Genomic DNA, 22919 nt, shown 5'->3' on the forward strand with positions numbered 1-22919 from the left:
CTACGCGCCCACCTTGGCCGCGTACGTCTGCAGCCGCTCCAGGAAGTGGCCCCAGCCGGAGTAGTGGTCCTCGTAGGTCGCCAGGACCTGCGCCTGCGCCCAGCCCTGCTCGCGGAAGCCGCTCTCGGTGACGGTGAGGCGGGTGCCCGTGCCGTCGGGTTCGAGTGCGAAGACGACCAGGTTGGAGTTGCCCTCCTGCGCGGTCTCGCCCTCCTCGTGCATCCAGCGGAAGGAGAACAGCCGTGGCGGCACCGCGTCGACCACGGTGAACCGCACCCACTTCACGCCCTCGCCGGTGCCGAACCCGAACCGTCCCCCTTCCCCGACCTGCGTCGTCCCCTCCAGCGTGTCGGGCCACCACTCCCGCAGGTGCTCCGGGCTGCTCACCACGTCGAAGACCACCTCGGGCGACGCCTCGATGTGGATATCCCGTTCCAGCGTTCCGTACTCCATGACTCCACCTTCCGCAACGTTCGGTTGCACATCACGTTAGTACGGCGTCCGGTGATGTGCAACCTTCGGTTGCGCTGAAGCTCCGACCGCCCCCACCCGGCGGCACGGGAGTCGACGCCTAGGCGTACCGCCTCAGCCCATGCTCTTCGCCCCGTCCAGCGACTCGCGGATGATGTCCGCGTGGCCCGCGTGCTGGGCGGTTTCCGCGATGATGTGCATCACCACGCGGCGGACGGACCAGTGGGCGCCCGGCTCGAACCACGGGGCTTTCGGGAGCGGGTGGGCGGCGCCCAGGTCGGGCACCGTGGCCACCAACGCGTCGGTACGGGCGGCCTGTTCGGCGTACGCGTCCAGCACGCCGGCCAGCGTCTCGCCGGGCAGCAGCCGGAACTGGTCGGCACGGCGCTGCCAGTCGGCCTCCGTCATGGCGTCCGCGTCGCGCATCGCCGAGGGCCCCTCGACCGCGAAGGCGGCCCAGTCCCGCTCCGTGACGGTGACGTGCTTGATCAGCCCGCCGAGACAGAGCTCGCTGACGGTGGTGCGCTGCCGGGCCTGCTCGTCGGTGAGGTCGCGGGTGGTGAAGCGCAGGAAGTGGCGGTGCCCGGCGAGCATGGCCAGCAGGTCCGCGCGCTCCCCGTCCACCGCCGCCGCGCCCTCGGCACCGTCTACCGCCGCGCCCTCGGCCCCGTCCGTCCGAACCGTCGTCCCGTTGCTCATGACCTGCTCCTTCGCTCGTCCACGTACGGCGGGCTCCGCCTCGGCCTCCCGCCTTCACTTCCACGCTAGGAGCCATTGCGGTCACTTTCCGGCCTGAATCTGCGGAATAGTCGACGGTATGGCGAACACCAGCACCCGGACCCTGCGGCTGCTGTCCCTGCTCCAGACCCACCGCTTCTGGCCGGGCACCGAACTGGCCGAACGGCTGGGCGTCTCGGCCCGCACGCTGCGCCGGGACGTCGAGCGGCTGCGCGAGCTGGGCTACCCGGTGCGGGCGCAGCGCGGCGTGGACGGCGGCTACCAGCTGGCCGCGGGCGCCGCGCTGCCGCCGCTGGTCATCGACGACGAGGAGGCCGTCGCGCTCGCCGTCGGGCTGCACCTGGCCGCCGAGGGCGCGGTGGAGGGCATCGCCGAGGGCTCCGTGCGGGTGCTCGCCAAGGTGGCGCAGGTGATGCCGGTACGGCTGCGGCACCGGGTCGAGGCGCTGCGGGCGATGACGGTGCCGGCCGGCTGGGAGGGCGCCGAGCGCGGCGGCATCGACCAGGGTGTCCTCGTCACCCTCGCGCTGACCTGCCGGGACGGCGAGCGGCTCGGCTTCTCGTACACCGCGGCGGACGGCAGCAGCAGCGCCCGCGAGGTCGAGCCGTACCGGCTGGTGCGCATCGACCACCGCTGGTACCTGGTCGCGTACGACCTGCTGCGGCACGACTGGCGCACCTTCCGGGTGGACCGGCTCGCCGACCCGTGCGGGACGGGCGCACGCTTCCGGCCCCGCGAGCTGCCCGCCGCCGACGCGGCCGCCTTCGTCCGCGCCGGCCTGAAGAACGCGCGGCGCCCCTATCGCGTCGAGGCCGTGGTGGACGCGCCGGCCGCCGCCGTACGCGAACGGATCGGCCGGTGGGCCACGATCCAGGAGCTGGACGACGGGCACTGCCGCCTGCTGATGCAGTCCGACTCGCTGAACTGGCCCTTGATGGCCCTGGGCGCGATGTCGGCCCCCTTCCACGTCATCGGCCCCCCTGAGCTGCGCGAACGCCTCGCCGAGTGGTCCACGCGATTCAGCCGCGCCGCGACGGAGGACCCACCACCGGAACCGGAGGAGCAGCCCACGCGATAGGGCGGGCGCCGATCGGGAAGGGCCCCGATCGCTTGGCGGTCGGGGCCCTCGGTGTGGTGCGGTGGGGTCTACTGACGGGTGAGCGGCGGTACGCCCGTCGTCTCCTCCCGGGCGACGTGGGCGGCCGCTGCCGAGGCGGTGCGGGCGGCCGGCTTCGGCGCCGGGGCGCCGCAGAACACCGAGTCCAGGGCGGCCCGTTCGGCGGCGAACACCGTGGGGTTGTTGGAGGCGTCCGCCGAGATCGTGACCTGCCGGGAGCCGTCGCGCGTGGTGTAGGAGTACGTCTGGTAGCCCTGCACGATGCCGTCGTGGCCGTAGACCTGCGTGCCGCACGACAGGGTGTACTCGCGCATGCCGAGGCCGTACGAGGAGGTGCCCGCCGCGTTCTCCGGGTGCATCGTCTCCATCTGCGCCAACTGCGCCTGCGGCAGCAGCCGTCCGCCGGTCAGCGCCCGCCAGTACGCGTTGAGGTCTGCGGTGTCGGAGATGGCCGCGCCGGCCGTCCCGATCCACGAGGCGGTCTGCTCGGTGGCGTCGAACAGCGGCTTGGTGCGGTCGTCCTGGGTCAGGTAGCCGACGGCGTGCGGGCCGCCGAGACCCGTCCGGGGGACGACGTAGCGGGTGTCGTGCAAGCCCGCGGGCGTGAGGATGTTCTCGTCGAGGACCTGCGCGAAGGGCTTCGCGGTCACGTGCTCGATGATCATGCCGAGCACCACGAAGTTCGTGTTCGAGTACTGGTACTGGGTGCCGGGGGTGAACTGCAGGCCGTGCGTGAGGGCGTCGGCGATCTGGTCGGCCGGCTGGAAGACGGAGTCGCGGAACTGCTGGAAGCCGGTGACGGTGTCGCCGACGAGGATGCCGGGCAGGTCGTTGGTGTAGTCGTACAACCCGCTGGTGTGGCTGAGCAGTTCGCGGACGGTGATCGGCGAGTCGGCCGGCAGGACGCCGGTGGGCAGGTAGTCGACGGCCGGCCCGTCGAGGTCGACCTTGTGCTTGGCGACGAGTTGCAGGGTGAGCACGGCGTCGAAGTTCTTGGTGATGCTGCCGATGCGGAACTCGCCCCGGGGATCGACGGGTTGCTGCGTGGCGAGGTCGCCGGTCCCGGTGCTGACGGTGCCGCCCGCGCCGCCGCGGTCGCTCACGAGGGCGAAGGCGCCGGGCGATCCGGCCGTCACCACCCCTTGGAGCGCCTGCCGCAGCCCCTGGTAGTCGGGCGCGGGCAGTGCGGCGGCGGGCGCGGCACCGGCCGGGCCGGCGGCGAACAGGGTCGAGACGAGGGCCGCGGCGGCGGCCGCCACGAGCAGGGACCGGCGCCTGGCACCGGTGGGACGAGAGGACACGGCACTCCAGGTGAGCTGCGGGGACGAGTGGTACGGAGGTGACCACGGGTGAACCATGGGTACCAACTCAGACCGCCTGGGCCCGGTGATGCGTTGCAGGCGCGTCGCATCAGCCGTGTAACAGCCGTGGCCCGTACGGCAGTTGGCGGTGCGCCGTGGCCCCGCTCCCCTCGTTCGGCCCCTCGGCCCGTCAGCCCCCGTCCGCGGTGGACAGCGCCTTGGCGACCATGGTGGTGGCGAAGTCCGGGTCGCCGGTGATGCGGTTGATGTGCTCCGCGAGGAGGAAGGCGGTGACCTCCAGCGGGTTCATCTCCTTCTCGGTCCACTCCCCGTACTGCTTGCGCCACAGGTTGGGGCTCAGCCCGAGCGCCGCGGAGACGACCAGGCCGGCCATGGTGGGGATCGCCTCGGGGCGCACACTGCGGGGCATCATGTTCATGGTGGCCACGAGGTTGGGCACGACGTACTCGATGACGTCCTTGTCGTGCTCCTCGTGGGCCTTCTGCAGCCACGTGGTGAAGACGTAGACGAGCGTGCAGGCGCCCTCCAGCACGTCGCCCGCCTCCTGCGGGCTGAGCGACGCCATGAACTGGTCGATCAGCGCCTGCTGTTCGGGGTCGGTCCCGGTGCTGCCGTCACGGACGCTCTTGATGCGGGAGTCGATCATCATGAGTGCCGCGCCGACATCGCCGACAGGGGCGTGTTCGGGGGCGAAAGGCGATGACAAGGGTTCCTCCTCGGACGGCACGACGGGCGGGTCGGCGTCCTCGTAGCGTAGACGGCCGCCGAGGAGCACGGGGGGCTCCCGTGCCTCAACGTGACGGACTGGATACGCTGTTGCCGGCCCGATGCGGGCGGCCGTCCACCCCCCTGCCGCGCCCGTCCGGTCAGCTGCCCTCGGCGCCCGGGCGCAGCGTCAGCACGGTGATCTCGCTCGGCGCGAAGACCCGGAACGGCGGGCCCCAGAAGCCGGTGCCGCGGCTGGTGTAGAGCAGGGTCCGCTCACCGTGCCGGCTCAGGCCCTGCACGACGGGCTGGTCGACCCGCACCAGGAAGTGGAACGGCCAGATCTGACCGCCGTGGGTGTGCCCGGAAACCTGCAGGTCAACGCCCGCCGCCGCGGCCTGCGCCACGTACTTCGGCTGGTGCGCGACGAGCAGCACCGGCCGGTCCGGGTCCGCCCCCGCCAGCGCGCCCCGCAGGTTCGCGCGGTGCCCGGCCAGCCCGGAGGACTCCGCGGTCACGTCGTCCACGCCCGCCACGACGAGCGCGTCGCCGCCGCGCTCCACCACGACGTGGCGGTTGTGCAGCGGCTCCCAGCCCAGTTCCGCCATCCGGTCCAGCCAGCCCTGGGCCTCGCTGAAGTACTCGTGATTGCCCGTGACGTAGACCTTCGCCAGCCGCGACTGAATACGGCCCAGCGGCGCCGACTGCTCCCGGCGCTGTGCCGCGGTGCCGTCCGCGATGTCGCCGGCGTGGACGACGATGTCCGCGTCGAGCGCGTTCACGGCCTCCGTGACCCGCGCCGACCACCCGGCCCGGTCGATCGGCCCGTAGTGGGTGTCGGTGAGGACGACGACCCGGGTCCCGTCGAGCCCGGCGCCGAGCCGCGGCAGGCGGACGTCCAGCCGCCGTATCCGGGGCACGCGCATGGCCTCGTAGTGCCCCCAGGCCAGCAGGACGGCCGAGACCGAGGCGACGGCGACGGCGATCACCTCGGCCCGGTCGCCGCCCTCGACCCCGAGCGCCATCAGGACGAGGTGCACCACGCTGCCGAGCACCGACCAGGTGAAGAGCACCCAGACCGCGCCGAGCGTGCTGTCCGCGATCCGGGCCGCGCGGTCGCTGCGCCGCCGCCCGTGGCCCGCAGCCATCAGGAACGGGAAGGAGCCGAGCGCGGCCGCGAAGACCACGGTGCCGGCGACGAAGACGGGCAGCGGCCAGCCGGCGCCGAACAGCGTCCACCAGGGCAGCACGAACAGCATCGCGAGCACGAGGAAGAACACGGTCCCGCCGAGCCGCCGCCGCAACGACCCGCGCGGTGGCCCGCTTTCGGCGGAGCCGCCGGGCACGGCCTCGCTCCCGCCAGCGGGCACGGGTGTCGGTACGGCCTCGCTCGCGGACGCGGGTTCGCTCGCGGTACCGGTCCGGGCGCCGGCTGTCGCCCCGCTCCCGGGTGTCGCCACACCGGCTGCGGCCTCGGCGTCGGGTGCGGCCGCGGGTTCGCTCGCGCCACGAGCCCGGGCACCAGGCGCGGCCCCGCTCCCGGACGCGGCTGCCGCATCGGGTGCGGCCTCCGCTGCCGTCACGGCCTCGCTCCCGCCACGGCCTCCGGCACCGGCTTCCGCCTCGCCGGCGGGCCGGGCCACGGCCACCGCGCTCTCCTGGGAACCGCCCGGTTGGGACCCCGGCTCCGACCCGATGGACTCGTTCTCCGCCACTGCGCCCGCCCTCACATCCGCTGCCCCGTCGATCACCTCCCATCATCCGGCACGCGGCCCCGCGGTGCGGAGCCCCGAAGGCGCCTTCCCCGCGCCGCAAACGCGCCAGGAGCCCGGTGCGGTGTGAGGTGTTCCAGGATGTGAAGGGGCCCTGAAGACTGCCGGGTTCAGGCAGTGCGCGGGCGCGGGCGCGGTGCCACCCTGACGCATGCGGCGCACGGAGCGTGGCCGTTCGGGGGATGCAGAGGCAGGCGAGCGCAGTGCGTGGCTTCGTGGGGGCGATCACGGGCTTTCCGACCGTGGTCTTCAGTTTCGCGCTGGCCGTCGTGGCGGCCTACTGGGTGCTGGTGCTCGTCGGGGGAGCGCACCTGCACGGCGCCCGCGGCGGCCACGGCGGGCACCTCGGCCACGGCGGCTCGCCTGCCGCGCACGGGCACGGCATGCACGGTACGGCGCACGCGGGCCACGGCGGCGGCCACGGCGGCCACGGTACGGCCCACCTCGGGAACGGCCCGGGCCGCCTCGGGAACAGCCGCAGCGGCGGCCACGGCTCCGCACGGCCCGGCCCCGCCGCCGCACCGTACGCCGGGCACCCCGGCCACCCCGGCCCGCACGTCCGCGCCGGCCTGGTGCGCGCCCTCGGCCTGGGCGGTGTACCGCTGACCGTCGCCGTCTCGCTCGTCGTCGCCTTCGCGTGGTTCACCGCGCTGGCCGGGCGCGCCTGGCTCGGGCACGGGGCCGGGTGGCTGCTGCCGGTGGCCCTGGCCGGCGGCTGGCTGGGGGCCCGCGTACTCGTCTGGCCGCTGCGGCGGCTGATGCCCGAGCCGCCCCCGCCGCCCTCCCTCCGGGACTTCGTCGGCCTGGAGTGCGTGATCCGCACCGGGCGGGTCGGGACCGACTTCGGGCAGGCCGAGGTCCGCGCCGCCGACGGCTCCTCGGCGGTGGTGCAGGTCCGGCAGACACCGGACGACGCCGCCGCAGTCGGCAACGCCCTGCGGGCCGGGGCCTTCGCGCTCATCTACGACTACGACGCCGAGGGCGAGTTCTTCCGGGTCATGCCCGCCCCGCCGCCGACCGGCTGAGGCCGGCACCGTCCGGGCCGAGGAGGGGAGCCCATAGCGGCACCCGTCCGGGCGGCCGGCGCAGCGTCGCGCCGCCGCTTGGGCCCGCAGTTCGTCCGTACACGCCCAACACCCCAATCATTCGCGGCCGGTTCATTCCAAGGGAACAGCCATGTCCGTTGTCACCATCGGTGCGGGGGTCCTCCTCGCCGTCCTCCTGCTCATCGGCCTGGGCACGCTGCTGCTCTTCGGCCGGCTGTTCCGCAAGGTGGTGCAGGGCGAGGCCCTGATCATCTCCCGTCCCAAGGGCGCCACGGTGACCTTCACCGGCGCGCTCGTCCTGCCGATGCTGCACCGCGCGGAGGTCATGGACATCTCGGTGAAGACCATCGAGATCGCCAGGACCGGACGCGAGGGCATGATCTGCAAGGACAACATCCGCGCCGACATCCAGATCACCTTCTTCGTCCGGGTCAACAAGACCGTCGAGGACGTCATCAAGGTCGCCCAGGCCATCGGCACCGACCGGGCCAGCCACCAGGAGACGCTGCAGACGCTGTTCAGCGCGAAGTTCGCCGAGGCGCTGCGGACCGTCGGCAAGCAGCTCGACTTCGCCGACCTCTACACCCACCGCGAGGAGTTCAGGGACCGGATCGTCGCCGCCATCGGCACCGACCTCAACGGCTACCACCTGGAGGACGCGGCGATCGACCACCTGGAGCAGACGCCGATGTCGCAGCTGGACCCGTCGAACATCCTCGACGCCCAGGGCATCCGGAAGATCACCGAGCTGACCGCGCTGGAGCACATCCGCACCAACGACTTCCAGCGCAACGAGCAGATGGAGATCACCCGCCAGGACGTCGACGCCCGCGAGGCGGTGCTCGAACTGGAGCGGCGCCGCGAGGAGGCGGAGATCCGGCAGCGCAAGGGCGTCGAGACGCTGCGGGCGCAGGAGGAGGCGGCGACCGCCACCGTCCAGGAGGAGGAGCGGCTCAAGGCGCACAGCGCGCTGCTGCGGACCGAGGAACTGCTGGGCGTGCAGCGGGAGAACCAGCAGCGGGAGATCGCCGTCGCGGGGAAGAACCGGGAGCGGGTGCTCGCGGTGGAGAGCGAGCGGATCGAGAAGGACCGGCTGCTGGAGGTCGTCAACCGGGACCGCGAGGTGCAGCTCGCCAGGGCCGGGATGGAGAAGGAGGTGGAGATCGAGCGGCGCGGGGTGGCCGATGTGGTGCGCGAGCGGATCGCGGTGGAGCGCACGGTCGCCGAGCAGGAGGAGGAGATCAAGCGGGTCCGGGTGGTCCAGGAGGCCGAGCGCACCCGGCAGAGCGTGGTGATCGCGGCCGAGGCGGCGGCGCAGGAGCAGCTGGTCAAGGACATCAAGGCGGCCGAGGCCGCCGAGCAGTCCGCGCACCTGCGGGCCAGGGAGCAGCTGGTGCTGGCCGAGGCCGGGCAGAAGAGCGCGGAGCTGGCGGCCGCGGCCGATGTGCGGCGGGCCGAGGGTGAGCGGGCGCTGGCGGGCGCGGCGGGGTTGGCGCAGGCCGAGGTGGCCGAGCGGCAGGCGCTCGCGGACGCGGCCGGGGCACGGGCCCGGCTGGAGGCCGAGGCGGCGGGCCTGAAGGAGAAGGCGGTCGCGATCGAGAAGGTGGGGCTGGCCGAGGCGGCGGTCGCGGAGAGCAAGGCGAACGCGGAGGCCGCGGGCATCCGGGAGAAGCTGCTCGGTGAGGCGGCCGGGCTGGAGCGCAAGGCGGCGGCGATGGCCGCGCTGGACGAGGTCTCGCGCTCCCACGAGGAGTTCCGGCTGCGGCTGGCCGCCGACAAGGAGGTCAGGCTGGCCGCGCTGGAGGTGCAGAGCAAGGTGGCCGAGGCGCAGGCGGCGGTGCTGGCCGCCGGGCTGGAGAGCGCGGACATCGACATCGTGGGCGGCGACAGCGTGTTCCTGGAGCGGCTGGTGGGCGCGGTGTCCTTCGGCAAGTCCCTCGACGGGGCGGTGCAGGGCTCGGAGACGGTCAAGGCGCTGGGAGAGCAGTGGCTCAGCGGCGAGAAGAGCTTCGCCGACGACGCCACCGAGGTGCTGAAGTCCCTTGCCGCGGGCGGCCCGTGGAACCTGGCGCTGCTGCTGAAGCTGCTGGGCGGCGGCGCGGCCGACGGGGCCGTGCCGCTGGACCCGGCCCGGCTGGTGGGCGGCGTGAACGGCGCCGCCGGCACCGGCAGTACGGGGAACGCGGGCGGCAACGGCACCGGGGGCGCGGCGAAGTAGCGCGCGAAGGACGTCAAGGACCGTTGCGACAAAGGGACATGGGGAAGCAGTGATGGGCGTCGAGGACGGCACCTACGGGATCCTGCGGGCGCGGCTCGTGGAACGTGCCGGGGAACTGGAGCGGCGGGCCCAGGAGTTGAACGCGCGCCGCCAGGAGGCGTTCGGCTCGCGCCCCCTGGCGCTGGCCGGCTCGGCGCGGCTGCGCACCGCGGGCGCGGGCACCGCCTGCGGCCTCGTCGCCGTCCGCCCCGACGTCCTGCTGCTCGGCACCACCGCGCCGGACCTCGGTGCGGGGCTGCTGTCCCTGCACGCCCTGGACGGCACCGCGCTGGACCAGGACGCGGTGCCCGGCCTGCTGGACGACGAGCGGTTCCACCGCGACCTGGCCGAACTGCTGCGCTACTACCGTGAGGCCCGCCTCGCCGACCTGGTGCGCACCCCGGCCGGGCGGCTGCTCGCGGTGTTCCGCACCGGGGACAACGAGGGCGACCAGCGGGTCCTCAGCTGGCAGACCGGGCCCGACCGGTTCGAGTACCTGGGCAACCACGGCGAGCGCGACCTGCCGCAGCCGCCCGTCCACGAACTGGCCTGGACGACGACCGGGCGCGAGCACCACGACCGCGGCCGGATCAGGATCGAGACGGGCGGGGGGAGCGAGGGCGGTACTGTCGCGGTCACCGTCGCCACCACCGGCGGCGCCCTCACCGTACGGGCCCTGCCCGGCGACCGGCTGCTCCACGAGGAGCCGGTGGACGAGCCGCTGCAGAGCCTGGCCGACGCCGCGGTCGCCTACGCGCAGGCCGGCCCGCTGCTGGTGGTGCGGGTGCGCCCGTACAACGAGCCGGCCGACCGCTACCTCGTCGTCAACACCCGCACCGGGACCGTCCGCCGGCAGGACTCGCTGTCCTTGGGCGCGCGGCTGCTCCCCGCCGAGCAGGGACTGCTCTTCCCGCGCGGCTACGAACTGGCCGACGGCACCCACCGCACGTTCCGCGTCGAGGGCGACGGGGGCTCCGGCGTGCTGCGCTTCGCGCACGTGCTCCCCTCGCCCAACGGCGAGGACCTGCTCTACGTCCTGCACCGCCCCGACCGCGCCCAAGTGCTGCTGCTGCCCTGGAACACCGTGCGCCGTGAGGCGGCCGCCGCTCTGCAGGGGGCCGCGCACACCGTGCTCCCCGACGGCACGCTGGTGCTGCTCAAACCGGACCGCGAGCCGGTCCACGCGCACGAACTCCAGCTGTGGCAGACGCCGTTCCAGTCCGCCGACCACGCCGCCGCCCAGCCGGTCGGCGACGGCCCGCTGGCCCGGATCGGCAACGCCGACCTGGTCCGCGGCATCGCCGACTGCCTGGACGTCGTCCGCACGGCCGGCGCCGCCCCGGGCGGGCAGCCCGCCGCGACCCCCGAACTCGTCCTGGACGCCTGCGCCAAAGCGGCCGACCGCCACTACTGGCTCGCCGAGGCCGGCCTGCTCGACGTGCTCGGCGAACTGCGGGACGCCGCCGAGCAGATGCTCGCCGAGCAGGCCCGGATCAGGGGCCTGGCCGCCCACGCCGCCGAGGCGCTGGACCGGGCCCGCGAGGAGGCCGCCGCGCTGATCCGCCGCTCGCACGGCGAGCCACCCGAGGACACCGAGGCGTGGACGGACCTGCTCGCCGAGCTGCGCCGGGCCCAGGGCCGCGCCCGTACCCTGCGGGAGCTGCCGCAACTGGACCTGGCGGCACTGGAGCAGGTCGAGTCGGAGCTGGCGGCCGAGCTCTCCTCGGCCACCGGGCGCGCTTTCGCCTTCTTCGCCGGCCCCGACGCCTTCGCCGCCCCGCTCGCGGCCGCGCAGGAAGCCGCAGAGGACGCCGGGAGCGTCGCCACCGCGGCCGAGGCCGACCGGCTGGCCGACCGGCTCGCGCAGCGGGCGGACGCCCTGATGACCGTGACCGACCTGGTCACCGGCGCCGTCGCCGCCGACCCGGCGCTGGGCACCGCCGTCCTCCTGGCCATCGGCGAGGTCCTGGCGGCCGTCAACCGGGCCCGCGCGATCCTGGCGGGCCGCCGCCGCACCCTGCTCGACGCCGAGCACCGCGCGGCCCACGCCGCGGAGTCCGCCCTGCTCGTCCAGGCCACCGCCGCCGCCCTGGCCGCCGCGGACACCCCGGCGGCCTGCGACGACCACCTCGCCCGGCTGCTGCTGCGGGTGGACGCCTTGGAGGCCCGCTTCGCCGAGGCCGAGGATCTCGCCGCCGACCTCGCCGTGCGCCGCGAGGAGATCCGGCAGTCCTTCACCGCCCGCCGCCAGACCCTGCTGGACGAGGCCGCGGCCCGCGCCGACCGCGTCGCGGCCGCCGCCCGGCGCGCCCTGGACACCCTGCGCCGCCGGCTCGCCGCCCTACCGGCGGCCGCCGACATCCACGCCGCCGAGGCCGCCGACCCGATGGCGGTACGGGTGCGCGCCGCCGCCGAGGAACTGCGCGGCCTCGACGACCGGGTGCGCGCCCAGGAGCTGGAGGACGGGCTGCGCGGCGCCGTCCGCACTGCGCTGCGCGACCTGCGCGACCGCACCGACCTCTCCGACGACGGCGGCGCCACCGTCCGGCTGGGCCGGCACCGCTTCGCCGTCCGCCGCGAAGGCGTCGAGCTGACCCTGCGGCCCGAAGGCGGCCGGCTCGCCTTCCTCGTCACCAGCACCGCCTACCGCCGCCCGGCCCACCTGCCCGAACTGCCGGCCGACGCCGAGTTCTGGACCCAGCCGCTGGTCAGCGAGTCACCGGCGCTCTACCGGGCGGAATACCTCGCCGCCGCGCTGCTGCCGGGGACGGCACCGGGGGAGGGGACCGGCGGCACGCGCCGGGACCTGCCGCCCGGGCTCGCCAATGGGGCCCTGCCCGCCCACGACGCCGTGCTCGACCACGGTGTTCCGCTCGACCACGACCTTCTGCTCGACCACGTCCGCCGCGCCGCCGAGCGCGCCTACGACGAGGGGTACGAGCGCGGGGTGCACGACCACGACGCCGCCCTCATCCTCGGTGCCCTGCTGCGGCTGCGGGCCGGCGCCGGGCTGCTGGAGCACCCCGCTGGCGTACGGGCGGCGGCCCAGCTGTTCTGGGCGCATGGCACCGACGAGGCCCGGCGGGCGGCCTGGCAGCGCCGCGCCCGCTCGCTCGCCCTGGCCCGCGCCCGCTTCGGGCCCGGCGGAACGGCGCTCGCCGACCTCGCGGCCGAACTGTCCGGCGCCGTCGAGGAGTTCCTGACCTCGGCGGGCCTGCCCCGGCCGCCGCGGGCGGGCGGCTACCTGACCGCCCAACTCGCCGACACCCGCGAGGGGTTCGCCGCCGGCACCGCCGCCCGCACGCTGCTGGACGGCTTCCTGCACACCGACGCGGCCCCCGAACTCCTCGCCGACCTCAAGGCGCTCGGCCCGGACCTGCCCGCCCGGCACCAGCTCGCAACGGCCTGGCTGGCCGCGTACGCGGGGAGCCGGGCGGACGGCGAGGGCGGTGCGGACGGCCGTGTCGGGGGCGGCGTGGGCCTCGGGGGCGGGGCGGAGGGCGGGCGCTCTGCCCCGGCCGGAGTCGGAGTCGGGGCCGAGGGCGCGAGCCCTGCCGGGGCTGGCCCTTCGGCGGGTGGCCCCCAGGGCGCTGACGCGGGCCTCGCCGAAACGGCCGCCACCGAACGTGCCACCGCGGGCCTCGCAGGGGCGGCCGCCGAGGGCCCCACCGCGGGCTTGTCGGAAGGAGTCGCGGCAGCCGTCACCGAAGCCGTCGCCCACCTGTGCGCGCCGGACCTGCCGCGGTACGCGATCACCGCCCCCGTCGCCGAGACTGTCACCGGCCTGCTCGGCGACCACCCCCGCGTCCGAGCCGGCCAGTTGACCGTACGCATCGACGAACTGCCGTACCGGGCGCGGGCGTTCCGCGAGGAGCGGGCGCCGGCCTTCCGCGCCTTCCAGCGGCGGCGGGCCCAGGCGCTCGACGCCGAACGGGAGCGGCTGCGCCTCGCCGAGCACCGCCCGCGCCCGCTCGACGGCTTCGTGCGCAACCAGCTCATCGACCAGGTCTACCTGCCGCTCGTCGGCGACGCCCTGGCCAAGCAGCTCGGCACCGCGGACACCGCCGCGAGCACCGACCGCAGCGGCCTGTTGCTGCTCCTGTCCCCGCCCGGCTACGGCAAGACCACGCTGCTGGAGTACATCGCCGACCGCCTCGGTCTGCTCATGGTCCGCGCGGACGGCCCGGCACTCGGCGCGGGGACCACCTCACTCGACCCCGACCGGGCGCCCGACGCCGCGGCCCGGCGCGAGGTCGAGAAGATCGTGTTCGCCCTGGAGGCCGGCAGCAATGTGCTGCTGCACGTGGACGACATCCAGCACGTCTCGGCCGAACTCCTCCAGCGATTCATCCCGCTGTGCGACGCGCAACGCCGCATCGAGGCGGTCAGCGACGGCGTGGCCCGCAGCTTCGACCTGCGCGGCCGCCGGTTCGCGGTGTGCCTGTCCGGCAACCCGTACACCGCGAGCGGGCAGCGCTTCGCCGTCCCGGACATGCTCGCCAACCGCGCCGACGTGTGGAACCTCGGCGAAGTGCTCACCGCCCACCAGGACCTCTTCGCGCTCTCCTTCCTGGAGAACACGCTCGCGGCCAACCCGGTGCTCGCGCCGCTCGCCGGCGCCGACCCGGCCGACCTGCGCCTGCTGGTCGCCCTCGCCGACGGCGACCCCGCCGCGCAGCCCGACCGGCTCAGCCGCCCGGTACCGGAGCTGGACCGGGCCGTGGCCGCGCTCGCCCGGCTCCGCCGCGTCCAGCGCACCGTCCTCGCCGTCAACGGCGCCTACATCGCCTCCGCCGCGCAGGAGGACGCCGACCGCACCGAGCCCCCGTTCCTGCTCCAGGGCTCCTACCGCACCATGGCGCGGCTGGCCGCCCGGATCGACCCGGCGCAGAGCGCGGCCGACGTCGAGGCCCTGATCGACGACCACTACCTCGCCGAGGCCCGCACCCTCGGCAGCACCGCGGAGGCCAACCTGCTCAAACTTGCCCTGCTGCGCGGCCGCGCCACCCCCGAACAGGCCGCCCGCTGGCGCGTGTTGTGCGCGGGCTACGGCGCCGGGCGCGCGTCCTCGTCCAGCCAGCCCAGCAGCCTCGCGCCGAACACCGCCGTCTCCAGGGTGTAGCGCTGGAGCGCGTCGTCCGGGTCCAGGCCGGTGAGCCGGACGATGCGCGCGACGCGGTAGGCCAGCGCCCGCACGCTCAGCCCCAGCCGCCGTGCCGCCTCCGCCGACACGTAGCGTGCGTCGGCGTACGCGGTCAGCGTCTCCAGCAGCGGCCCGGCGCCGCCGCGGGCGTTCTGCAGCGGTCCGAGGACGCTGCGCACCAGCTCCTCCAGCGCGTCGCGGTCGCGCAGCAGCACCGGCAGCACCAGCAGGTCCGCCGCGTGCAGCAGCCGCCCCTGCAGGCCGAGTTGGTCCGCCTGCTCCAGGGCCGAGCGCGCCTCCTCGTAGGAGCGCACGACACCGCCGGGGCCGCTGTGCGGGCGGCCCACCACGATCCGGCGCTCCTGGGTGAGTTCGGCGAACGCCTTGACCGCCGCGTCCTCGCCGGGCCCGGAGGGCACGATGCACACCAGGCGCCCGTGCTTGACCGCCAGCAGCACCTCCTGCTCGCCGAAGCGGCCGAGCAACTGCCGCTCCAGCGCGCGGACCAAGGGGTCGTCCAGGTCGTAGCCGTCGCCCTCGGCGACCGCGACCACGTGCGCGCAGGCCAGGTTGAGTCCGAAGCGCTCGGCGTGCTCGGCCAGCCGCCCCAGGTCGCTGCGGCTGCTCAGCAGGTCGGCGACGAACTCGCGGCGTCCGGTCTCCTCGCGCCGCAGCCGCTCGCGGTAGGCCCGGCTGTGGCCCTCGGCGAGCGCGGCGACCGCCGCGCGCAGGGCGGCGATCGAGGCCGCGTCCACCGGCTCGCCCGCCCAGACGCGGCCCGCGGCGGCCAGCTTCTCGTCGATCAGCTCGGCCAGGCCGCGGCCGTGCTCGGCGGCCTGATCGCCGTAGTCGCGCAGCGCGTCCAGCTCCTCGCGCCGCAGCCGCCGACCGCTGCGCGCCACCTCCTCCAGCGACCGCCGCCAGGCACCGTCCCCGCCCGCGTCCGCCTCAGTTCCGACGGTCGTCAACTCCCGCGTCCTCCCCCGACGTACACCGGCGCACCTGCCTCCGGCGGCAGGACGGCGAACGGCACCCCGTAGACGCGGGTCCGCCCGCCGAACAGGTAATGGGAGACCGTCGCGGCCCGCGCTGTCAAGTCCCTGGCGGAACACCGCCGACGGCCCGAAAGGTCCGGCCCGGTGTGGCGGGAACCGGACGCGGAAAGGACGGGACAGGGACGCGAACAGGACGGGGGGACAGGAAAGAACCGGAAATCTGGTCTAGTCCTCTTGACGAGGTGGGCCTGCGCGCTGTTTGGTACGTACCAACTCAGGCCAGAAAACGCACTCCCCCCACCACTTCTCGCTCGAGGGGCTTCCATGCGCCTTGCGACATGGGCGGCTTCGGCCGCCGCACTCACCCTCGCGACCGCCGGTGCGGTCGTCGCCCTGGCCCCCGCCGGCAATGCCGCGGCGACCAACGTCTACTCCGTCGCTCCCTACGTCGACATGTCGAACAGCCAGGAAGGGCTGCTCGACACCGCCATCACCGGACACGGGCTCAAGGCGTACACCGCGGCCTTCGTGCTCGGTTCGGGCTGCAACCAGATCTGGGGGGACACCCTCCCGATCGGCGCCGACTCCTTCACCGACCCGCTGATCGCCAAGGCGAAGTCCGAGGGCGCCTCGGTGATCATCTCCTCCGGCGGCGCCAGCGGCCTGCCGCTCGCCTGGACCTGCAGCAACCAGAGCTCGATCGACGCCGGCTACCAGGCACTCATCAACGACTACGGCGTCACCCAGCTGGACTTCGACATCGAGGGCGCCGCCATCGCGGACACCGGCGCGGCCGCCCGCCAGATGCAGGCGATGAAGGACCTCAAGGCGTCCAACCCCAACCTGAAGTTCTCCGTCACCCTGCCGGTGCTGGCCAGCGGCCTGACCGGCGACGGCGTCAACATCATCAAGGCCGCCAAGACCGCGGGCGTCAAGATCGACGTGGTCAACATCATGACCATGGACTTCTACTCGGGCACCGGCACCGAGATGGGCCAGGGCTCGGTCTCGGCCGCGCAGGCCACCCTCGCCCAGATGCAGTCCGTGGACTCCTCCTACTCCTACGCCAATCTCGGCATCACCCCGATGATCGGCAAGAACGACGACGGGTCCACCTTCACCCTGGCCGACGCCCAGACGGTGGAGAGCTTCGCCGCCCAGCACGGCGTCGGGCGGCTGGCGTTCTGGGCCGTCACCCGCGACCAGCAGTGCGGCGGCAGCGCCAACTCCCTGCCCACGTGCAGCGAGATCAGCCAGAGCCCGCTGGCCTTCACCGACGCCTTCCAGCAGTACGCGGGCGGCTCCGGCGGCACCTCGGGCGGCACGACGGGTGGGACGACCACCGGCGGCACCACCACCGGCGGTACGACGACGGGCGGTTCGACCACCGGCGGCTCCACGACCGGCGGCACCGGCACCTGCACCACGGCCTCCTGGAGCTCCTCGCAGATCTACGTGGGCGGCGACAAGGTCTCGTGGAAGGGCCACACCTGGCAGGCCAAGTGGTGGACCCAGGGCGAGGAGCCGGGCACCACGGGCCAATGGGGCGTGTGGCAGGACCTCGGCGCCTGCTGACCTCCCGGCACCCTTCATCCCCACGCGTACGGCCCGACCCGGCACCCGCCGGGCCGGGCCGTACGCGTGATCCCGCGTGTTCCCCGGGGGGTCAGTACCCGGGTCAATACCGGGGGAAGGGGCCCCACTGCTTGATGGCGAAGCCGCTGCCGGCGTGCTCGATCTCCAGGGCGGTGCGGCCGCTGAAGTGGGCGGGGAGCAGCAGGGCCTTGTTGTCGGCGGCCCAGGTGAGCAGGCGCAGGCGGGTGGCGCGGGAGCCGGCCGGGTCCAGGTCGAAGCAGCTGTTGTGGCCGGGGTGGGTGATCTGCAGGGGCGTGTGCAGGATGTCGCCCGCGAACAGGGCCTGTTCGCCGCGGGAGTCGAGCGTGATCACGGCGGCGCCGGGAGGGTGGCGAGGACGCGGACGGCGCCGGTGCGGGTGATCTCGGCGAGTTGGCGGGCGGCGGCGAAGGTGACGTAGGCGTCGCCTTTCGGGGTCAGGGCGATGTTCTCGGGCGTCTGGCCTGTGGCGAGGTCGAAGTGGTCGGCGATCCTGGGGGTGGTGAGGTTGGGGGCGCTCGGGGTGGATGCGGGCGCGGCGGTGGGGATGTGTGCGGGGGTGGGCGAGGCCGCGGCGCCGGCGGGCGCGGGTGCGATGGGGACGGGCCCTGCGGCCGAGGCCGCGGTGGGGGCGAGGGCCGTGGCGGTGGCCGCGACGAGGAGGCCCGCGGTGAGGGCGGAGCGGAAAAGCCGCACAATTGCTCCTGTTCCGGTATATGTTCGGGTGTTTTCGGGCATGCGGCAGCGTCACGCCGACACGTGCGGGTTCGAAGGGGGGCACGCCAGGGGCGTTGCCGCGTGCGGACGGCCAGCCGTTAAGGGGGCCGCCGTCGTACGGTGCCGAGTGCGGGGTGTTACGTCCCGCGCGGGTCGGTCCTGGCCGACGCGGGACCTCGTCCGTACCGGTTCGGTGAAGTCGCCCGTCCTCGCGGTGAGTTGGGCGAGCAGGGTCAGTGCGGCCCGGGCGGGGGAGCCCGGTGCGGTGGCGGCGGCCACCACGACCGGGCCCGGGCCGTGGCTCAGGGACTGCTGGGTCACGATCAGCGCACCCACCAGCGGATGGCGCATCTCGTACGGGGCGACCGTGCACGCCGTGATCCGGTGGTCGGCCCACATTGCGGCGAACTCCCCGCTCTTGGCGGACAGTTCGCCCACCAGCGCGTGCAGGGCGGTGTCCTCCGGGTGCCGGCCGGCGACCAGGCGGAGGTTCCCGACCACCGCCCTGGCCTTGCTCGGCCAGTCCGCGTAGAGCGCGCGGACGTGCGAGTCGAGGAAGACCAGGCGGGCCATGTTGGACCGCTCTGACGGGAGTTCGGGAGCGTGCGTTCGGATCGTTCACGCATTGCGGCAGCACGGGCTGCTCAGTGACCGGAGGCTCAGCGACCGGTTGCTCAGCGACGGTACGCGGCTGTCGCGATCTGGATGAAGGACCGGATCAACGGGTTGGTGTCGCCCTCGTTCCACACCGCCACCACGTGGCTCGGCGGCATGTCGAGCAGCGGCACCACGGCCAGCTCCGCGGGCAGGTCGTGTCCGAGCGGGGCCAGGCCGACCGTGCCGTTCCACAGCACCGCCTGCAGGCATTCCTGGACGGCGCGCACCACTGGTCCCCGGCGCGGTCTGCCGCCGTTCCAGTACGACTGCCAGACGGGGTCGGTGCCCTCCGGGAACTGGAACCAGCGGCGGTCGCCCAGTTCGGCCAGCCGAAGCCCGTCGCGGTCGGCCAGCGGATCGTCCGCGCGCAGCACCACGCCGACCGGATCGCTCCGCAGCGCACGCACCGTCAGAGCGGTCACGTCGAAGGGTGCCCGGGTCAGCGCGACGTCCACCAGCCCGGCGCGCAGCCCGCAGGTCGGGTCGGTCAGATCGGTGTCGCGGACGCGGATGTCGATGCCGGGGTGGTGCCGGCGGTAGGCGGCGGCCAGCCTGGCCGCTCCCGGGTCGGTGCCGTCGCCCAGGATGCCGATGGTGATGGTCGCGGCGCCGGCCGCGGCGCTCACGCGTCCCCGGACGCGGTCGGCATGCTCGAGCAGGGCCCGCGCCTCGTCGAGCAGCACGGTGCCCACCGGAGTGAGCGCGACGCCGGCAGGCGAGCGGACGAAGAGCAGAGCCCCGACATCGGCCTCCAACTGCTTGATCGCCCGGCTCAGCGGCGGCTGGCTCATGTGCAGCCGGGTGGCGGCCCGGCCGAAGTGGAGTTCCTCGGCGACCGCCACGAAGTAGCGCAGGGTACGTAGCTCCACGCTGCAACGATACCCGCGAGGTATCGGCGGTGCGGGACAGGTCTTGGACAGCCCCGGGGGCCCGGCGGTGAACTCGTGGGCATGACCGAAGAAGCGAAGACCAGCGAGCCGCAGACTCCCACCGCCGTATCGGTGACGGGTCCCGGTGAGGGCGAGACGATCGTTCTGGGTACGACGCGCATGCGGGTGCTGGAGGACGGCAGCCACACCGGGCACCGCCTCGCGATCGCCGAGTCCGTCCTCGCCCCGCACACGCAGGGACCGCCGCAGCACCGCCATGCCCGGCACGACGAGGGCTTCTACGTGCTGTCCGGCACCGTGCGGTTCACCGTGGGGGACGAGGATTACGACGCCACCGCGGGCACGCTCGTGATGGTTCCGCCCGGTGCCCCGCACACCTTCGCCAACCTGACCGACGAACCGGCCGTCATGCTCAGCACATTCACCCCGGACCAGTACGTGCAGTATTTCCGGGACCTCCAGGAAGCACTCGCCGGCGGCGTGCCGCTGACGCCCCAGGCCAACATCGACGCGATGAGCCGGTACGCGACCGCGCCCGCCACGGACCTCGGCTGAGGCTGAGGCTGAGGGTAGGGGAATCATGGACATCGCCTATTGGATCGTCGCGGGGCTGCTCGCCGCCTTCTACGTCTACGCGGGCACGCTGAAGGTGATCCGCAGCCGCGATCAACTCCGGCCGATGATGGCCTGGGTCGACCGCATACCGCTGCCTGCCGTCAGGGCGCTGGGGACGGTCGAAATACTCGGCGCGATCGGCCTGATCCTGCCGCCGCTGACGGGTATCGCACCCTGGCTGGCGACGGCCGCGGCCATCGGCTTCGTACTCCTGCAGACCGGCGCGATCGCCGTCCACCTGACCGGCGAAGACCGCCGGATCGCCCTCAACGCCGCCCTCATCGCAACGGCGGCCGTGTCCATCTGGCTGACCACAGGGCTGTGACCGAGCCCAGGCTGTGAGCGGGCGGATGCGGCGACTACGGGACCGGCCGCCCTCCGCCCGCTGTCATTGACACCTGCCCGTAGAGGGTGGCCAGGTCGATCAACCGGACGGCGGGGTCCGCTGCCGCGGCGTGCGCCTTGTCGTTGAAGCCGGCTCCGCTGAAGCACATGAGCCGCGTGTTGGTGGTGTCATAGCGGTTCACGAAAGCGTGAGGCTGGGGAGCTGGACCGCTGTTTTCTTCATGTGCGGTCCGGTCTTTCACGCAGCCAGCTGCCTGCGCAATGCCTCCGCGTCGTGGACGTTCGTCATGTGCACGAACCGACCATCACGGATGTGGTAGACGGCGAACTCCACGATTTCGAAGGAGGCTCCGGAGGGCGCCACACCCAGCCACTCCTTGACGGGCGTGCCGGTATTCAGTAGGCGCACAGCCAGGTGGCCGCCGTCTACGGAAAGCTCCTGAATCTCCCAGTGCAGGTCCGGAACCGTGTTCCCGAGGTCGGTCAGCGCCGAAACGATCAGATCAGCTGTAACGGCGTCGCCGAAGTACGTGAGGTCGTCGCTGAGGAAGTCTCGAACGCGGGCGAAGTCGTGAGCATTGAGCGTCTCGATGTAACGCGCATAGAAGGCGCGCAGGTCAGTGTCGGACATGGTTCCTCGCTTGGTGGTGGTCCAGAGCCTTACTGGTCTCACCAGCTTCACCCGACCCGATGTTACGATCCATAACGTGTCGTCCATGGTTCTTCACCGATCGTCCAGCGCGCCGACCGTGGCGCCCTCCGATCCGGTGGCCGACGCGATCGGCCTCTTGCGACCTCGGACCGAGGCCCACCCCGGCCTGCATGCCGCAGCGCCTTGGGCGGTACAGTTCGACGCCTTTGACTTTGTCAAGATCGGATGCGCGGTTCGCGGCGCGTGCTGGCTGGTAGTGGAAGGACGTGAGCCTCTGCATCTGGAGGAAGGCGACTTCTTCCTCCTGACCTCTCCCGGCCCGCACGCTCTCGCCAGTTCACTGACCGCGACGCCCCGACCCGGCCGAGAATTGTTCGAGAGTGCCTCGCAAGGCGTCGCACGGCTTGGTGCCGAGGCCGACGAGGTCAACTACGTGTGCATGGCGTCCCTATGGTTCGACGAGGCCAATGCTCCACTCCTGCTGGAGATCCTGCCCTCGCTCGTGCACCTGCCGGCGAAGAATCCCCTGATTCGCCAAGTTGCCTACGTAACCGAACTGTTGGGGCTCGAGGTCGAGAGCAGAGCTGTAGGACGGTCCCTGGTCCTGGACCATCTCGCACAGATCATGTTCGTTCATGTGATCAGAGCACACGTCGCACAAACCGACCGGCCCGCCGGATGGCTGGGAGCACTCGGCGATGACGGAATCGGCGCAGCGCTCCGCGCCATGCACGCCGACGTGGCCTACCGCTGGACCCTTCGTGAACTCGCGGACATCAGCAATCTTTCTCGATCCGCTTTCGCGGCCAAGTTCAAGAAAGAGGTCGGCGTCGCACCCCTGAAATACCTGATCCAGTGGAGGATGAGCCTCGCCCGTGACGCACTTCGCCGTGACACGCATTCCATCTCCGAACTGGCCTTTGCAACCGGATATGAGTCGGAGAGTGCGTTCAGCACGGCGTTTCACCGTGTCGTAGGCGTTTCGCCGCGGCAGTTCCGCGACGACGCACGGCGTGCTGCAAGTGGCCTCGTCGAACGCGAAGGCGGGCAAATGCCGGTTGGCCGGTAGGCCGAGCCGGTTCTGTGGCGACGGTCACTGCCCCTTTGAACATGCCAGTGCCGAAGAACGTGATCGGGCGCGTGCGAGTTGGCTGATGGCCTTCCTAGTCGGTAGGCGATCAAGGCCGGTGACCGGCATCACCGGTCGATGCTGGCCCGCCACGGGGACAATCCCGCCGATCTTGACGGGGACCCACCCCATACACAATCTCCGCCGACACCCGCAGTCGCGCCACCGCCGCGACCGGCATGCCCTACCCGAGCAGAGCGGCGGCCTCGCACCACACCGCCTCACGCGCGACCAGGCGGTCAACCGCCAGCGTCCGGGTGCCTCACCCGCCCCGCCTCGCGACCGACCGACCGACACCACGGCGTCACGCCGAACCGAACCCCGAAAGCCGGCGCTTCGTGCACCCGGGGGTTACGTGACCTTGCCTGGCGCGCGATCAGTGGAGCTCACCCGTTTCCCTGGTCCTGGCGGGTGGGGAGTTCGTGAGCCGGACGGGATGTGTGGCCGAGTCGATGCCATGGCGGCGTCGCACGCGCACGGTGGTAGCCGCGGCCTTCCATACCGCCGATCAGGACTTCAGCCGTCCGGTGGGCATCGGCGTCGATGATCGGTCCGGTCGCGGCACCTGTCCATGCGTACCACCGCCGACCTGCGAATCCCGGAGGTGCTACGAGCACGAGAGTTCCGAGTGCCCGGGTTGCCCCTTCGATCGAGGGGCGAGCCGAAGCGTGACTCGTGAGATCGTTACCATCGGTACGGTTGCGAATATTTCGAATACTGCGGATACTGCGATT

The 22919-nt window shown here is 73.1% G+C and carries 20 protein-coding genes; 8 read left to right on the plus strand and 12 right to left on the minus strand.

Annotated elements, in window-relative coordinates:
• Together BLR33_RS05190 and BLR33_RS05195 are read right to left on the minus strand one after the other, a co-directional pair.
• Positions 1 to 453 carry an SRPBCC domain-containing protein gene (locus BLR33_RS05190; RefSeq protein ID WP_093783055.1) on the minus strand — a complete coding sequence of 151 codons (453 nt, stop codon included), beginning with the start codon at positions 451 to 453 and terminating at the stop codon, positions 1 to 3.
• 132 nt (positions 454 to 585) lie between these two features.
• Entirely contained in the window at positions 586 to 1065 is a 480-nt protein-coding gene (locus BLR33_RS05195; RefSeq protein WP_245771208.1) for a DinB family protein, read from the minus strand.
• Between the two features lie 223 nt (positions 1066 to 1288).
• On the opposite strand from BLR33_RS05195, the gene BLR33_RS05200 reads away from it, so the two are divergent.
• Positions 1289 to 2287: a helix-turn-helix transcriptional regulator gene (locus BLR33_RS05200; RefSeq protein ID WP_093783057.1), complete on the plus strand. Its 999-nt coding sequence runs from the start codon at positions 1289 to 1291 to the stop codon at positions 2285 to 2287.
• 68 nt (positions 2288 to 2355) lie between these two features.
• Here BLR33_RS05200 and BLR33_RS05205 read toward each other — a convergent pair whose 3' ends face one another.
• From BLR33_RS05205 to BLR33_RS05215, 3 genes are all read right to left on the minus strand, one after another.
• Entirely contained in the window at positions 2356 to 3627 is a 1272-nt protein-coding gene (locus BLR33_RS05205; protein WP_245771163.1) for a serine hydrolase domain-containing protein, read from the minus strand.
• 190 nt (positions 3628 to 3817) lie between these two features.
• On the minus strand, positions 3818 to 4354 hold the full coding sequence (locus BLR33_RS05210; RefSeq protein ID WP_093783273.1) for a hypothetical protein: 537 nt from the start codon (positions 4352 to 4354) through the stop codon (positions 3818 to 3820).
• Between the two features lie 160 nt (positions 4355 to 4514).
• A complete protein-coding gene (locus BLR33_RS05215) occupies positions 4515 to 5699 on the minus strand; it encodes a metallophosphoesterase (protein ID WP_407639635.1) in 1185 nt (394 codons plus the stop codon).
• 668 nt (positions 5700 to 6367) lie between these two features.
• Between BLR33_RS05215 and BLR33_RS05220 the strand changes: the two genes are divergently transcribed.
• The 3 genes from BLR33_RS05220 (at position 6368) to BLR33_RS05230 (ending at position 14550) form a co-directional block, all read left to right on the plus strand.
• Positions 6368 to 7150, plus strand: a complete 783-nt coding sequence (locus BLR33_RS05220) for a hypothetical protein (RefSeq protein WP_245771164.1) — start codon at positions 6368 to 6370, stop codon at positions 7148 to 7150.
• A 151-nt stretch (positions 7151 to 7301) separates the two neighbouring features.
• On the plus strand, positions 7302 to 9389 hold the full coding sequence (locus BLR33_RS05225; protein ID WP_093783060.1) for a flotillin family protein: 2088 nt from the start codon (positions 7302 to 7304) through the stop codon (positions 9387 to 9389).
• 52 nt (positions 9390 to 9441) lie between these two features.
• The gene (locus BLR33_RS05230; protein WP_093783061.1) at positions 9442 to 14550 is read left to right on the plus strand and encodes a DNA repair ATPase; all 5109 of its coding nucleotides are present in this window, start codon (positions 9442 to 9444) and stop codon (positions 14548 to 14550) included.
• Here BLR33_RS05230 and BLR33_RS05235 read toward each other — a convergent pair.
• Entirely contained in the window at positions 14475 to 15539 is a 1065-nt protein-coding gene (locus tag BLR33_RS05235) for a PucR family transcriptional regulator (protein WP_093783062.1), read from the minus strand. The genes BLR33_RS05230 and BLR33_RS05235 overlap by 76 nt on opposite strands.
• Before the next feature lie 351 nt (positions 15540 to 15890).
• Here BLR33_RS05235 and BLR33_RS05240 point away from each other — a divergent pair, with 351 nt between their 5' ends.
• Positions 15891 to 17141 carry a chitinase gene (locus BLR33_RS05240; RefSeq protein WP_093783063.1) on the plus strand — a complete coding sequence of 417 codons (1251 nt, stop codon included), beginning with the start codon at positions 15891 to 15893 and terminating at the stop codon, positions 17139 to 17141.
• 103 nt (positions 17142 to 17244) lie between these two features.
• On the opposite strand, the gene BLR33_RS05245 is transcribed toward BLR33_RS05240, so the two are convergent.
• Genes BLR33_RS05245 through BLR33_RS05260 form a run of 4 tightly spaced genes read right to left on the minus strand, consistent with a single transcriptional unit; the run spans position 17245 to position 19423 of the window.
• Entirely contained in the window at positions 17245 to 17514 is a 270-nt protein-coding gene (locus BLR33_RS05245) for an MBL fold metallo-hydrolase (protein ID WP_093783064.1), read from the minus strand.
• Complete coding sequence (locus tag BLR33_RS35035) at positions 17511 to 17876, minus strand: hypothetical protein (RefSeq protein ID WP_176930131.1); 366 nt, start codon at positions 17874 to 17876, stop codon at positions 17511 to 17513. Before BLR33_RS35035 ends, BLR33_RS05245 begins: the two co-directional genes overlap by 4 nt.
• Before the next feature lie 51 nt (positions 17877 to 17927).
• A complete protein-coding gene (locus tag BLR33_RS05255) occupies positions 17928 to 18512 on the minus strand; it encodes an MmyB family transcriptional regulator (RefSeq protein ID WP_265737018.1) in 585 nt (194 codons plus the stop codon).
• A 59-nt stretch (positions 18513 to 18571) separates the two neighbouring features.
• On the minus strand, positions 18572 to 19423 hold the full coding sequence (locus BLR33_RS05260) for a LysR family transcriptional regulator (protein ID WP_245771165.1): 852 nt from the start codon (positions 19421 to 19423) through the stop codon (positions 18572 to 18574).
• A gap of 81 nt (positions 19424 to 19504) precedes the next feature.
• Here BLR33_RS05260 and BLR33_RS05265 point away from each other — a divergent pair, with 81 nt between their 5' ends.
• Both BLR33_RS05265 and BLR33_RS05270 read left to right on the plus strand, forming a co-directional pair.
• On the plus strand, positions 19505 to 19999 hold the full coding sequence (locus tag BLR33_RS05265) for a cupin domain-containing protein (protein WP_176930133.1): 495 nt from the start codon (positions 19505 to 19507) through the stop codon (positions 19997 to 19999).
• 25 nt (positions 20000 to 20024) lie between these two features.
• Positions 20025 to 20384 carry a DoxX family protein gene (locus BLR33_RS05270; protein ID WP_093783066.1) on the plus strand — a complete coding sequence of 120 codons (360 nt, stop codon included), beginning with the start codon at positions 20025 to 20027 and terminating at the stop codon, positions 20382 to 20384.
• A gap of 34 nt (positions 20385 to 20418) precedes the next feature.
• Here the strand turns inward: BLR33_RS05270 and BLR33_RS35040 are convergent, their stop codons facing one another.
• Positions 20419 to 20586: a hypothetical protein gene (locus BLR33_RS35040; protein ID WP_176930134.1), complete on the minus strand. Its 168-nt coding sequence runs from the start codon at positions 20584 to 20586 to the stop codon at positions 20419 to 20421.
• Positions 20587 to 20642: 56 nt separating this feature from the next.
• On the minus strand, positions 20643 to 21035 hold the full coding sequence (locus tag BLR33_RS05275; RefSeq protein WP_093783067.1) for an ester cyclase: 393 nt from the start codon (positions 21033 to 21035) through the stop codon (positions 20643 to 20645).
• Between the two features lie 85 nt (positions 21036 to 21120).
• Here BLR33_RS05275 and BLR33_RS05280 point away from each other — a divergent pair, with 85 nt between their 5' ends.
• Positions 21121 to 22125 carry an AraC family transcriptional regulator gene (locus tag BLR33_RS05280; RefSeq protein WP_093783276.1) on the plus strand — a complete coding sequence of 335 codons (1005 nt, stop codon included), beginning with the start codon at positions 21121 to 21123 and terminating at the stop codon, positions 22123 to 22125.
• Positions 22126 to 22919: the final 794 nt, after the last annotated feature.

This window comes from Actinacidiphila guanduensis (assembly GCF_900103985.1).
In the GTDB taxonomy this organism is placed as follows: Bacteria; Actinomycetota; Actinomycetes; order Streptomycetales; family Streptomycetaceae; genus Actinacidiphila; species Actinacidiphila guanduensis.

Excerpts from the sequence above, each read along its gene's own strand:
- BLR33_RS05190 (WP_093783055.1), bottom strand. The coding sequence starts at position 453 with ATGGAGTACGGAACGCTGGAACGGGATATCCACATCGAGGCGTCGCCC.
- BLR33_RS05195 (WP_245771208.1), bottom strand. The coding sequence starts at position 1,065 with ATGCTCGCCGGGCACCGCCACTTCCTGCGCTTCACCACCCGCGACCTC.
- BLR33_RS05200 (WP_093783057.1), top strand. The coding sequence starts at position 1,289 with ATGGCGAACACCAGCACCCGGACCCTGCGGCTGCTGTCCCTGCTCCAG.
- BLR33_RS05225 (WP_093783060.1), top strand. The coding sequence starts at position 7,302 with ATGTCCGTTGTCACCATCGGTGCGGGGGTCCTCCTCGCCGTCCTCCTG.
- BLR33_RS05230 (WP_093783061.1), top strand. The coding sequence starts at position 9,442 with ATGGGCGTCGAGGACGGCACCTACGGGATCCTGCGGGCGCGGCTCGTG.
- BLR33_RS05240 (WP_093783063.1), top strand. The coding sequence starts at position 15,891 with ATGCGCCTTGCGACATGGGCGGCTTCGGCCGCCGCACTCACCCTCGCG.
- BLR33_RS05265 (WP_176930133.1), top strand. The coding sequence starts at position 19,505 with ATGACCGAAGAAGCGAAGACCAGCGAGCCGCAGACTCCCACCGCCGTA.
- BLR33_RS05270 (WP_093783066.1), top strand. The coding sequence starts at position 20,025 with ATGGACATCGCCTATTGGATCGTCGCGGGGCTGCTCGCCGCCTTCTAC.
- BLR33_RS05275 (WP_093783067.1), bottom strand. The coding sequence starts at position 21,035 with ATGTCCGACACTGACCTGCGCGCCTTCTATGCGCGTTACATCGAGACG.
- BLR33_RS05280 (WP_093783276.1), top strand. The coding sequence starts at position 21,121 with ATGGTTCTTCACCGATCGTCCAGCGCGCCGACCGTGGCGCCCTCCGAT.